This window comes from Geomonas oryzae (genome assembly GCF_004117875.1).
In the GTDB taxonomy this organism is placed as follows: Bacteria; Desulfobacterota; Desulfuromonadia; order Geobacterales; family Geobacteraceae; genus Geomonas; species Geomonas oryzae.
The window spans coordinates 341781-354664 of record NZ_RAHW01000005.1 but is presented as its reverse complement, the minus strand read 5'-3'; the positions used below and the strand labels follow the sequence as shown (position 1 = coordinate 354664).

The following is a 12884-nucleotide window of genomic DNA, read 5'->3' as shown; positions in this document are numbered from 1 at the left end:
CTGTGGACCTCTGCGTTGCAGCTTCGACTCAATTCTTCGTCACCGTCATGTACCGGTTCTGTTCCGGGTCCCAGGCGGCAGGCGCCTCGCTGGCGACGGTGACCTCCCGGCGCGCCGCGAGCCCCTTGCCCCAGCGAACCGCGTTCTTGCCGTGCTTTTCCCGTAAAAGATCCAGCGTCTCCTGCAGGTCGCTCTCCCTTCTCGACACCTCGGCAGCCGCAGGCACGAAGAGATCCATCTGCCCCGCTTCGCCTGCCACCTGGTCGCAGGAGAGACGCAGCCCCTTTACCCTTTGCCGCCTCTTGCATGTGGAGAAGAAAAGCTCTTCCGCCGCAGCCATAAGCGCCAAGTCGAGAGAGGTGGCCGAAGGAAGAACCTTCTTGCCTTGCTGCGTCACCCCGTCCGCGTACATCACCGAAAGGATGATCTTGCGGGCCCCCTTGTTGAGCTGTCTGAGCCTCAGCCCGCAACATTCCACGAGCCGCAAGAGTTCCGAGAGCAGTACCGCGTCGTCGTTCTCCTCCTGATCGAGAAGGCCTTCCTCGACGATCTCGGTCGAAAGCCTGGGCGGCTGAACCGGAGAACGGTCTATGCCGCAGGCCCGGTCGTGCAACAACGGAGCGAAGGGGCCCACCGCCAGCCGCAACTGGGGCACTGATAGCGCCGCCACCTGTTCGACCAGTTGCAGGTTTAGGTCCCGGAAAAGAAGCGTCTGCCGTGATTCCCCGACGCCGGGAAGCACCGATACCGGGAAGGGGGCGAGAAAACTTTTCTCGGCACCGTGAAAGACGTCGTAGACGCCGGGCTCCTGCATGACGTCCGCGGCCACCCGTGAAACGAGCTTACTGCCGCCCGCCCCGGCCATCGCCTCGAGGCCGAGCCCTGCGGAAATTGACTTTTCCAGGCGTGCCGCCACGTCGCGTGCCGGTCCGAAAAGCCGACGCGACGCGGTGACGTCGAGGAAAACGCGTCCGGCACCCGGCTCAACGATCGGCGTGAACTCGGCCGAAAGCTCCGTGAGAGCATGGCTCCCCTTCGCCATCAGGTGCGGATCGGGGGCGATGACGATGAGCGATGGACAGGACCTGCGTGCATGGTAAATCGGCGTCCCCACGTGCACCCCTTCCGCTGCCGCCTCGGCGGAGATGCACTGCAAAAGCGCCCGCTCCGAGTTGAGCGGCGCCACCGCTACCGGACGGCCGCGCAGGTGCGCGTGCACCACCCGCGCGAGCGCGATGGGAAAGGCCGGAACCGTTATGTGGAGGATTTCCCTGTCCACTTGCGATAAAACCTCATGGAGCCCACCAGTATGCCCCTGATGTGGAACTCGTCCTCCTCCGTCACCGTGATAGGGCTCATCGCCGCGTTCGCCGGCAGGAGCTGAATCGTGTTTCCTTTGCGCTGATACTTCTTGATGGTGATCGAGCCGTTCACCTCCGCGATCACCGTCTGTCCGTTCTCGGCGACCGACTGCGGGTGCACCGCCACGTAGTCGCCGTCCATGATCCCCATCTCCACCATGGAATCCCCGCGCACCTCGTACACCACGTTTCCCGGTCCCGCCATAGCGGACGGGACCTCGATGGCATCCGCGAGTTCGAAAGCGTGCACCGGCTTACCCGCCGCCACGATCCCCACCAGCGGGAGTTCCAGGAACGTAATGCTTGCCACCAGTGGCTGGGGCGTAACTGTCTCTCCCTTTGCAATGGTGCCGGCCGAAAGCGTTCCCCCCTTTGCGAAGGGGGAGCCTGCCCCCCGTAGCGTCTCCGCGAAGGGGGGACAGGGGGGATTTGTCAACTGCAGCCCCCTCTTAGCATTTGACTGTCGTGCAAGGAGCCCGTGCCGCTCCAGCGAACGAAGGTAATGCTGCACCGTCCCGAGCGACTCGAACCCGCACCCCTGAGCGATCTCAAGCTGTGAAGGCTGGAAGCCGTGCTCCTCGATGAAACTCAGGATGAAATCGAGAACCCTCTTCTGTTTAGGCGTCATTTCAACCTCCACTGCATCCCTCTTCCCGTCAGATCAGGAAAGCGAGGATACTCGTAAGTTTTTCGTAAGTCAAGGGGGGAGCGTGGGAGGTGCGACACGCACGTGGGTAAAACTACCAAGAGGATCCTACGGGATACAAGAGGATCAAAATGGTAACGGCGCTCGCCATCGCCGCAGGCGACCGCGAAAACAAGAGAATGAGTCCCGCCCCCTAACCTCTTCCAGCCAACAGTTAGAATGAAATCTTGGACATTGACCACAGTTAAAAATGAGTTATACATTTGGCACGGTGAGAATGGCGCAGGTCATTGAGCATAAAACCGCTCATCAAGCCAAACGGAACATTTGTTCCGCGAAGCAATCGTTTTAATACAGTGAGTTACAGAGATGATGTTGTTTGTTGATTTCTTGTAGGCCTGAATTTTTCTGACTTGAGAGGACCTGTAGAATATCAGTTTTGGGTAGGTCTGCAGTTCACGCCCGCGTGAACCGCTCAATAAGTAGTTAGGCGTAAATTAACGAATCGATCAACATATTTCGTAAGCCAAGAAAAAGGAGTGTGCAATAATGAAAGGTAAAGTTGCAGTTATTACAGGTGCTACGTCGGGTTTTGGCAAAGGAACAGCAGAGGTTCTGGCCGCCAGAGGTGTGAAAGTCGTCATCAGCGGTCGCCGCAAGGAACCGGGTGAAAAACTCGTTGCGGACATTCGCGCCAAAGGTGGCGAGGCAATGTTTACTTACGCCGATGTCAACGACGAAGCCAGCGTTAAAGCGCTCGTCAGCAGGGCCGTTGAAAAATATGGTCGCCTTGATTTGGCAATAAATAATGCAGGTATCTCGACTGAGGGTGCAAAGATTGCAGAATCTGAAACAGCTCGGTTCCAAGAAATGATTCAAACCAATGTGCTTGGCGTTTACTTTGGAATGAAATACCAGATTCAACAAATGCTGAAGAATGGTGGAGGCTCCATTGTTAATCTCGCGTCCATTGCTGGTCTCAATGGTATTCCCTACACGGGCGCTTATTGTGCAACCAAGCATGCGGTTGTTGGGCTAACAAAGGCAGGCGCACTCGATTACGCCACGGAAGGAATACGCATTAACGCCGTTGCGCCAGGAGCGGCCAAGACTGACATCATCGTCAAAGCGATCACCCAAGGGGTATATGACGAACCCAGTATTGCCGCTATGCATCCGATGGCCCGCATGGGCCTGCCACATGAGATCGTCAACGGCATTGTGTGGCTCTTATCTGATGAGGCATCATTCGTTACGGGCCATGTTCTCAATGTTGATGGCGGATTCCAGGCAAAGTGACAAAAATGAAACGCCTAACAAAACGGTCAAGCGGACAGTGGGGGCTTCGCTGCGTTACGCCCCGCTGCCGCTTACCTCATCGTTATATCGCTGATCCTACCCCAAAGCATACTTGATGCCCTTTAAGGGTTGTAGATGCTACGCCAGCCGCGTCATCTCTGCCCCTTCCAAGATTTTCGGCTCCTCTTATATCTCAAACCAAGATTTTTGGCTCTTTTAGGTAGCGAAATCAGCCTTTGTATGGTCAGGTAAGTGCTTGATTTCCTGCTATACCCTCTTGGATCGACTTATGGGTTTTACCCACACGCACGCAGCACCACCACCACGCACCACCACGCACCACGTACGAACCTGACCGAAATCAAAGACCTCCACAGCTGTGCAGGTGTTACCAATCTCGGTATTCGTGTTATCCGTCACGACAGATGATTAATATACTGCGGTGTATGACTTTTCCATCGCAATGCACGTGTTATCTATTGCGGTATTCGTGTTATCCATCGCGATGTATGATTAATCTACTGCGATGGATAACTTCTCTATCGCGGCAGATGATTAATCTAACGCGGTACACAACTTATCCATCGCGATGCACGTGTTACAAATTGTGGTATTCGTGTTATCCGTCGCGATGGATGATTAATCTAACGCGATGGATAACTTCTCTATCGCGGCAGATGATTAATCTAACGCGGTACATAACTTTTCTATCGCGTTGCACGTGTTATCAATCGCGGTATTCGTGTCTTCCGTCGCGACGGATGATTAACATGCCGTGGTGCATGACTTTTCTATCGCGATGAATGATTCATCTAACGCCGTGTACGACTTTTCCACCGTAATAAATCGTGCTTTGGGAGGGCAGGCCTCTGGATAGGGAGGACTCTACGGAATTTGTTGCGCATCAGGATGGTGAAAAGGTAAAGAACATACTTTGGGGTTCTTGATCAAGAGTTCTCACCGTTTACTCTTGACGAAGCAGGCTGCTTGGGCTATCGTGCGCCGCAAGCCAATACAATTAAAGCCGGATAACGACAATACTAAACCATCCGCGAGGATGGGACGGAAAGCCTACTGGGTCTCATAGAGACAGCCGGGTCGCCGAAATATCTCAAGATATTACGGCCCCGGCTTTTTTTATGGAACGATTCCCGAAACGAAGGGGGCTGAAGCCGTTCTCCGCTCCATCTCACTCCCCTTTCTCGCATTACCAAATCCTTCATATGAGAGGCTACAACCATGAGTCTTGTTGGCAATATCGACGATCTGGGACTCGGCGAGATCATGCAGATCGTCAGCTTGAGCCGAAAATCCGGTGTGCTGTCACTGAAAAGTACTGGGCGCGAGGCCAGCATCATTTTCCAGAACGGTTACGTCACCAGGGCGAGTTCGACCGTGTTTCGACAGAACATGGGGGAAGTGCTTATCCGCAAGGGCGTCATCGACCGCAGCACCTTGAACCTCGCTCTGAGCACCCAGGCGGATGAAGGATACCGGCGGCTTTTGGGCACGATCATGGTCGAGCGCTTCGGGGTCAGCGCCGACTCGATCGAGACCGTGGTGCGCGAGCAGATCGAAAAGGTGGTCTATTCCCTTTTCGTGTGGACCAAGGGGACTTTCGAGTTCGAGCTGCAGGAGGTGACGGAAGGAGTCGCCGTAAAGCTGGACCCGGGGCAGTTTCTGTTGTTGCAGGGGCTCAATCCGCAGTTTCTTGCCATGGAAGGGTCGCGGATCCTCGACGAAAAAAGACACCGCGGCGAACTGCTCGAAGAGCTGGAGGAACTTGCCGCGTCAAAGCGTTATGAACCTCCCGTCATGGAGCCCTCAGCTTTCCCGGCAACACAGGAACCTCCGGTCCTGACCTTGGAAGAAGGAGCACCTACCCCGGAGGTTGTCGAGATAACAGCCTGGCTCGTGATGGCGGTCGGCGCGGCAGCTCTTCTCTATGGAATCACGGGGCTCATGAAGTACTACGGTACCGATTGGCAGGCGGTCCTGTCGGAGCCGTACCTGGTACCGGTGTCGAAGCTGTCGGTGTTCTTTGATCTGGGGTTCATCCCATGGACCGTCTCCATCGCAGGAATCCATCTGATCTGGGCCGCCTACCAGTTCTGGAAACTGAAGAATGGCGGCTTTCGTCGGCTGGTCGAAGGGGCGTGGTCCGGTATCACGGTCGCGGTAATCTACGAAGTCGTTCAGTTCCTCCAGTGGGTGAAGCTCGCCTCCAGTCACGCTGCCCTTTCCTATTACGCCGTCGGCGTCGTCGGTCTTATCTTCGGGAGCGCCCTTTTGTCTGCGCCCTTCGCCGGGCTCCTGCTCTGCCTGAGGAGCGAGTGGATGTTGCGCGAGCTGAGAAAGGTTTACCTGTTCCCTGTAGCTGCAACTAAGCGGAGGCGAGGGCGGAACAGGAACTTCTTTAGATCGATCACGGACCTGCGGCACGTTTTCTTCAAGAAGGCCGGGTTGCGTTGATGGCGGCGTGTCTGCTTTGACGGATGGGGGGGGCTTGGTAAGATCTCCTGGGCTGCAGGTGAATTCCGGGAGGTCCACATGGAAACGCGAGGGACCACGCATACGATGCTTGCAAGGCTTAAGGTGGCGTGGCGGCGGAAAGGATTGATCGTGCTGCTTCTTTCGCTTTTGTCGGCGTTAGCCGGATGCGCCTCCGGCAAGAAATGGAAGTACCTCCCTGCGACGCAGGGCGAGGAACGCTCGATATACGTGATAGCACACGGATGGCACGCGGGGATCGCACTGTCGAGCGAGGACCTGGGAACCGAACTGGGGTTCGTGAGGGGATATCTTCGACCGGGCCGCTACTACGAGTTCGGCTGGGGGGAGGCGGACTTCTACCAAGCCGACAAGGTGACGCCGGCCATCTTCTTGAAGGCGGTCTTCTGGAGAAATCCGAGCGTCATGCACGTCTTTTCCATGCCGGCCGCCCCGCCGGAGCAATATCGAGGCACCGACGTGGTCGAACTAAAGCTTTCGGAAGCTGGATTGAAACACCTGAAGGATAAGTTAAGGTCCAGTTTCAAGCTCGACGCGGCAGGTCGCCCCTACCCCTCGAAGGCGGGGCCGCACGGCGAAGGCAGGTTCTTCAAGGCGGAGGGGTATTACCTCATCACCCATACCTGCAACACCTGGACGGCAAAGGTGCTGGAAAGCGGGGGCGTACCGATGGACGCCGCCTTAACCCTGCGTTCGGCGAGCGTTATGAGGCAGGTTAAAAAAGCCAGGGAGGAGTACCTGAGGTTGCGCCCCTTTGACAGGCATATTCGTTCTACGTCAAGTTCCGCCTCTTCTTATCTCTTGGATACGCGTTCATCTCAACAGCTACTGTGGACCCGCCGTTAGACACCCACCACCCGACGTTGTGACAACTGGTAATTGTGTATTCGGATTGTCACGTTCAGTGGCGAGTCGATTTCTGCTAAGCTAACACAGCATTTTGCCGATGTTTATAGTAACACCCGTGCCCGAGAGATGTCACATGACTCGTTCTTCCACACTTTCCACCCGTTTTCTACTGCTGCTTATCACCTTCGTAGTCGCCTTGCCGGCTGCGGGCGTCATCATTTACTCCGGGATACAGTTTCGCAACGCCATGATAGACGACGCCCGGAAGGAGACGCTGCGCATCACCGAAAGGATCGGGGCCGAACAGCGAAACCTCGTGGTCGCGGCTGAGCAACTCATGACCTCACTGGCGCAACTTCCCGAGGTAAAGGCACGTGACGCGGCCCGGGTGGAGCCCATACTCAAAGAACTGCGCAAGCTGAATCCGATGTACGGCAACATCACCATCGCGGACCGGCAGGGACGGGTCTGGGCCACCGCCATCCCGACGCGCCAGCAACTGGTTGCCGACGACCGCCGCTTTTTCAGGGCCGCCTTGGCCAGCGGCAGACTTTCCTCGGGCGAGTACGTGGTGAGCAGGATCACGACGAGGCCCGTCTTTAACCTGGGCTACCCCCTCAAGGACGAGAAAGGGGCGGTGGTCGGCGTCATCGGCGTCACCCTCAATATCGAGAACTACAGGTCCATGTTGCAGCAGATGCACCTGCCGGCAGGGACCAGCTTCGTGATACTGGACCACAAGGGGATCATCCTCGCCAGGGGGATAGACCCGGAGCAGTACATCGGCAAACCCTACCCCGCAGATGCATTCAGGAAACTCCAGGACGGCCCCGAGCGTGAGACCCACATCAGAGGCGGGCTCCAGGGGGACAAGCGCATCATCTCCTACCTCAAGCTTTGGCTTCCCGGCGAAAACACCCCATACATGTACGTCACCGCAGGCATCCCGACCGAGGCCGCCACGCGCAACGCAGACCGCTCGCTCGCCTACAGCATGACTTTGCTGTTGTCGTTTCTGCTCCTTGCGTGCCTTGCCGCTATCTTCATCGGCAAGCGCTGCCTGGGCGACCGCATCAAGATCCTCGAGGAAGCCTCCAAAAGGCTTGCGGATGGTGAGACCGGGATGAAGGTGTCCGACCTGGTGCAGGGGGGGGAACTCGGCGGGCTGGCCCGCACCTTCGACGCCATGGCGGAACAGCTGCGTGCCAGGGAGGATGCGCTCGCGCGCAGTGAGGCCTTCATGAACACCATCATCGAGACGGAGCCCGAATGCGTCAAGATGCTCGACTCGGAGGGGCGCCTGCAGATGATGAACCGCGCGGGGCTCAACATGATCGACGCCGACTCCTTCGCGCAGGTACAGGGGAAGTGCGTTTTTGACAGGATCACCCCCGAATTCAAAGAGGCTTTCAAGGAACTCACCCGCAACGTCTTCCGCGGCATCCCAGGCAACCTGGTCTTCCAGACCTCGGGGCTGAAGGGAAGGCGCGTCTGGCTCGACACCCATGCGGTCCCCTTCCGCAACGACCGCGGAGAGATCGTATCGCTGCTCGGCATCACCAGGGACATCACCGAACACATGAAAAGCGAGGAGCAGCGTCAGGAGACGTTACTCCTCTTCGAATCGCTCCTGCAGTACTCACCCATGGGGATCCGCATCTTCGACGGTGAATCCGGCAAATGCATCCTGCTGAACCAGGCCACTGCGGATATCGCCGGCGGTGACGTGGAAAAGATGCAGCAGCAGAACTTCCGCACCTTGCAGTCCTGGCGGGAAAGCGGTTTGTTGGAGGCGGCCGAAACCGTCCTCGGCGACGGCATCGCGCGCGTTCACGAGGTGGAACTGCATACGAGCTTCGGCAAGGACATCGCCATGTCGTACGTGCTTTCCCGGCTCATGATCAAGGACAAGAAGCATCTCCTCGTGGTCGGACGTGATGTGACCGACGAAAGACGGCTGACCGAGGACAAGAAAAAGATGGAAGCCCAGATGCTGCACGTCCAGAAGCTGGAAAGCCTGGGGGTACTGGCGGGCGGCATCGCCCACGACTTCAACAACATCCTCATGGCCATCATGGGTAACGCGGAGCTGGCTCTGCTCAGGCTTCCACAGGAATCTCCCGTACGGGGGAACCTGCAGAACATAGAGAAATCGTCGCAGCGGGCGGCCGATCTGGCCCAGCAGATGCTGGCCTATTCCGGCAAGGGGAGCTTTCTCATCGAGGAGGTCAACGTCAACGCTCTCGTCGAGGAAATGAGGCACATGCTGGATGTCTCCATTTCGAAAAAGGTGGAGATGCACCTGGAACTCGCCGAGGATCTCCCCCTGGTGGAAGTCGATGCGACGCAGATCCGCCAAGTGGTCATGAACCTCGTCATCAACGCCTCCGAAGCGATCGGCGACAACAGCGGCGTAATATCGATAAGGACCGGTGCGCGGCGGTGCGATGCCGTAACGCTCTCGCAACTCTGGTTAAACGACAGACTCAAGGAGGGGGTGTACGTCTACCTCGAGGTCTCCGACAACGGGTGCGGCATGGACCCCGAGACCGTGGCAAGAATATTCGATCCCTTTTTCACCACCAAGTTCACCGGGCGCGGCCTCGGCATGGCGGCGGTCCTCGGCATCGTGCGTGGCCATAACGGTACCATAGAGGTACGCAGCAAGCCGGGCGAAGGGTCGAGCTTCACCGTCTTCATTCCGGCCGTGTTGGGAGATGCTCGGCCGCAGACGCAAGCGCAGGAACCATTCACGGCGCCGACCGGCACCGGGACCGTTCTTCTGGTAGATGACGAGGAAACCATTCGCAGTCTCGGGACGGAGATGCTGGAAACCCTGGGCTACCGCGTGTTGACTGCGGAGGACGGGGCTGCCGCCATAGAGATCTTCCAGCGGCAAAAGGACGACATTGCGTGTGTCATCCTTGACCTCACCATGCCGAATATGGACGGGGAACAGGCGCTGCGCGTGCTGCGCTCTCTCGATCCGGGGGTGCAGGTCCTCCTCTCCAGCGGCTTCAGCGAACAGGAAGTCACCCAGAGGTTCACCGGGTGGGGGCTGACTGGATTCATCCAGAAGCCGTACCGCCTCACCGATCTGAGTCGAAAGCTCCAGCTGGTTCACCGCAAGGGAAGAGCCGATACCTGAGACAGGCTCTCCGGCTCAACGCTTCGCGGCGCTGCCGCGGTAGGTGTACCCGGCAATCCTTGGCACGCCCCCCATGTAATCCTCGTCCATCTCCAGGATGCTGAACCCCCCGGTCTCGAGAAGCGTCGGGATGGGTCGGTCCAGATGGCATCCGCCGGCAGCATGTTTCCACCATGGGGTGATCCGCTTCTGCCACTTAAGGATCGATGCGTCCGGCGCCGCCCCGTGTTCGCAGAACAAGAGCCTGCCCTGCGCCTTGAGCACGCGCCTCATTTCGGCCAGTGCTCCCTGCCAGTCCGCGATACTGCACAGGGTGAAGGTGAGCAGTACCGTGTCGACGGTGGCGTCATCAAGCGGGATCCGCGCCGCCGGCAGATCCAGCCACTCCACCTGAATTTCACTGCGCTTGACGTTGTCCGCCGCAGCCCTGCGCATCCCCGGTGACGGCTCCAGCCCCCAGACGCGGGTTACCTTCTCTTTGTCGTAAAACGGCAGGTTCAGCGCCGTTCCCATCCCCACCTCCAGGACGTCGCCTTGCGCATGAGGGACGATCAGCGCCCGCTGACGTGCCAGCGGTTTCATGCCGCAGACGCAGTTGGTCAGGTGGGGCAGGCAATACTCGTTGTAGATGTCCATATTTTGCTACCTCTCGCTGCTCGATCATGGCTGCATAACCTGAAACCACCTGGTATGGCAACATATTTGTTCTCATTCAAGCAGCGGCGTCATTCACGCGACTAGACCAGTATCCAGATGGTGAGCGGGAGCGTTAGGAAGGAGAGGCAGGTCTGGGCGGTGATGATGGCCGCCATGCTGTCGTGGTCGCCTCCCATCTGCCGTGAAAGTATGTAGGAGGCGGGTGAGGTGGGGACGCTGAAAAGAAGCAGCACGACTCCTGCGGCGGTGCCGGACAGGCCGGTAATCGAGGCGAGCTGCCAGGCGACCAGCGGCTTGCAGAGGAACTGGATGGTGCAGCTTGCGACGAGCGGCTGCCAGTGCAACGCGAGGTTACCGGCCCGGTAGGCGGCGCCTACGGCCATGAGCCCGAGCGGGAAGGCCGCCTTCCCGGCTAAAAGAAGCGTCCCGTCCAGCGCGGCGGGGAGCTTGAGTCCCGAGGCGTTGAGCGCGATCCCTGCCACGCATGCGATGATGAGCGGGTTACGTGCCAGGTCGCGTACGAGCCGCTTGAAATCGATGCCGGCCCCGCTGCCGACGGTGAGTGAGAAGGCCGAGACGCAGAGCACGTTGATGAGCACGATCATGAAACCTGCGCCGAGTGCCGCGAGGAAGAGGCCCTCCTTGCCGAACAGGCTCTCGGCGAGCGCCAGGGCGACGAAGGTGTTGAAACGCACCCCTCCCTGGAAAAGGGAGGTGAAGACGCCCCCTCCCATGCGCCGGTTGGCGGCACCCCAGATGACGACCAGCAGGGCGCTGGCGACGATGACCCCCTCGACGGTCAGCAGGATGTTGAGCCAGGGGAGCGTCCCGATCTTCTTGCCCGCCAGGCTGTGGATGAGGGCCGCGGGCATGAGCAGGAAATAGGTGAGCCTTTCGGCGGAGGGCCAGAACGAGGACGGGAGAAACTCGCTGCGCCTGATCAGGAAGCCGATCAGGATCAGCGAGAGAACCGGCGTGAGGGCGTTGATGATGGTTGCCATGCTACTCTCCTTTAGTTCGGTGAGGGGAGAGTAACATGGGCGATTGTTTGGTAAAAGTTGATAATTCTTGCGTCAGGCTTGAGTATTTATTGAGGGTTGGCACTCCGTTTCGAGTTCGCCCAGCACCAGTTGTGTGAGCGCCAGGCGCGGGTGCCGTAGTTTCTGGTACATCCCGACCCGCCTGGTCAACTGCGGGGTGCCGAACGGGGCGAGGCTGAAATGCCCCTGCGCCTTTTCGAGGCGCCGCCGGTTCAAAGGCACGACGGCGATGCCGAGTCCATGCTCCACTAGGCTTATCGCCGCCTCCAGGGAGTCGAATTCCATCACCTCGCGCGGCTTTATCCCCTGCGCCAGCAACTGGGCGTCCACGAGGGCCCCCGCCCAGGCGGTCTTGTCGAAGCGGACGAAGGGGTACGCCTCGAAGAGTTCCTGCACCGTGGCGGCTGCCGCACCCTGCGGAGCGACCACGAAGAAGGGCTCCTCGTCGTACGCCTGCCACCGGCAGTGCGGCGGTATGGCGAAGGGGGGCTCGGTGGTCAGCGCCGCATCGAGATCCCCCTCTTCGACCTGGCGCACGAGCTCAGCCGACAGGCTCGAGACCAGGCGCACCTGCATCTCCTCGTGCGTTTTGCGCAGCCGCCCGAGTACGGCCGGGAGGGGACCGGTGAGCACGGTGGGGACCACCCCCAGTGTCAGCACCCCCTTGATGGCGCCCGACGGAGCGAGGTCCGCCTTGATCCCGTCGTAGATGTCGAGGATCTCCCGGACGCGCTCCACGACCAGTTTGCCGTTCATGTTGAGTTTGGGGCTGCGTCCGGTCCGCTCGAAGAGTTGAACGCCGAATTCCTCCTCCAGGTTTCTGATCTGGAGGCTGACGGCGGACTGGGTCAACCCCATCTGTTCCGCGGCGGCGGCGAAACTCCCTTTGCCGGCGACTGCGGCGAGGATGCGAAGGCTGCGTAAGGACATCTTTGCTCCGGACTACGCGGCTATGGAGCCGGAAAGGGATACGTGGATTTCCACGTCATCCCAGGGAACGTATACCCTTTCGTCGGCGTCCTTCGCGATAAGTCCCAGATTCAAGAGGCCCACGACCGAACTGTGAACGTTGCTGTAGTTGCGGCCGAGGGTTTTGGCGAGGCGATAGACGGACTGCGGGCCGTTTTTTTTCAGGGTATCGAGAAGCTCGAGACGCTTCGGCGTGATCTCGGTGAAGAGCTGTGATGCCGTGGGGAAGTTGAGCTGATAATCGGCCTCAGGGAGCAACTCACCACTGTCCAAGCGAGCGGCAACGGAGAGGAGCTGTTTTTCTGTGTCTTTGAAGTTAGCAATACCGATGATTGCCTTGCTCATAGTAGATCTCCTGGCAGCCCTGGCGTCAGTATTCTAACTGATATGTTGTGTGCACGCAA

General features: G+C 58.7%; 10 protein-coding genes and 1 riboswitch. Of the genes, 4 read left to right on the top strand and 6 right to left on the bottom strand.

Translation table 11 applies throughout. The features are described from left to right. Positions 1 to 28: 28 nt before the first annotated feature. Together D6Z24_RS14630 and lexA are read right to left on the bottom strand one after the other, a co-directional pair. Positions 29 to 1279, bottom strand: coding sequence for a DNA polymerase Y family protein (locus D6Z24_RS14630; RefSeq protein WP_129127334.1), 1251 nt, complete (start codon positions 1277 to 1279; stop codon positions 29 to 31). Next, the gene (gene lexA, locus D6Z24_RS14625; RefSeq protein WP_129127333.1) at positions 1255 to 1989 is read right to left on the bottom strand and encodes a transcriptional repressor LexA; all 735 of its coding nucleotides are present in this window, start codon (positions 1987 to 1989) and stop codon (positions 1255 to 1257) included. Before lexA ends, D6Z24_RS14630 begins: the two co-directional genes overlap by 25 nt. A 567-nt stretch (positions 1990 to 2556) precedes the next feature. Here lexA and D6Z24_RS14620 point away from each other — a divergent pair. The 4 genes from D6Z24_RS14620 (at position 2557) to D6Z24_RS14605 (ending at position 9814) form a co-directional block, all read left to right on the top strand. Beyond that, positions 2557 to 3306, top strand: a complete 750-nt coding sequence (locus D6Z24_RS14620; RefSeq protein WP_129127332.1) for an SDR family NAD(P)-dependent oxidoreductase — start codon at positions 2557 to 2559, stop codon at positions 3304 to 3306. A gap of 1029 nt (positions 3307 to 4335) precedes the next feature. Beyond that, positions 4336 to 4412: riboswitch (cyclic di-GMP riboswitch) on the top strand. 133 nt (positions 4413 to 4545) lie between these two features. Further along, positions 4546 to 5778, top strand: a complete 1233-nt coding sequence (locus D6Z24_RS14615; RefSeq protein ID WP_129127331.1) for a DUF4388 domain-containing protein — start codon at positions 4546 to 4548, stop codon at positions 5776 to 5778. Positions 5779 to 5856: 78 nt separating this feature from the next. Next, a complete protein-coding gene (locus D6Z24_RS14610) occupies positions 5857 to 6663 on the top strand; it encodes a DUF2459 domain-containing protein (protein ID WP_246014678.1) in 807 nt (268 codons plus the stop codon). A gap of 136 nt (positions 6664 to 6799) precedes the next feature. Further along, complete coding sequence (locus tag D6Z24_RS14605) at positions 6800 to 9814, top strand: response regulator (protein ID WP_129127330.1); 3015 nt, start codon at positions 6800 to 6802, stop codon at positions 9812 to 9814. A 15-nt stretch (positions 9815 to 9829) separates the two neighbouring features. Here D6Z24_RS14605 and D6Z24_RS14600 read toward each other — a convergent pair whose 3' ends face one another. The 4 genes from D6Z24_RS14600 to D6Z24_RS14585 form a co-directional block, all read right to left on the bottom strand. Next, entirely contained in the window at positions 9830 to 10450 is a 621-nt protein-coding gene (locus D6Z24_RS14600; RefSeq protein WP_129127329.1) for a class I SAM-dependent methyltransferase, read from the bottom strand. A gap of 101 nt (positions 10451 to 10551) precedes the next feature. Further along, positions 10552 to 11472: an AEC family transporter gene (locus D6Z24_RS14595; protein ID WP_129127328.1), complete on the bottom strand. Its 921-nt coding sequence runs from the start codon at positions 11470 to 11472 to the stop codon at positions 10552 to 10554. 72 nt (positions 11473 to 11544) lie between these two features. Further along, positions 11545 to 12441 carry a LysR family transcriptional regulator gene (locus D6Z24_RS14590; protein ID WP_129127327.1) on the bottom strand — a complete coding sequence of 299 codons (897 nt, stop codon included), beginning with the start codon at positions 12439 to 12441 and terminating at the stop codon, positions 11545 to 11547. Between the two features lie 12 nt (positions 12442 to 12453). Further along, a complete protein-coding gene (locus D6Z24_RS14585; RefSeq protein WP_129127326.1) occupies positions 12454 to 12825 on the bottom strand; it encodes an HVO_A0114 family putative DNA-binding protein in 372 nt (123 codons plus the stop codon). Positions 12826 to 12884: the final 59 nt, after the last annotated feature.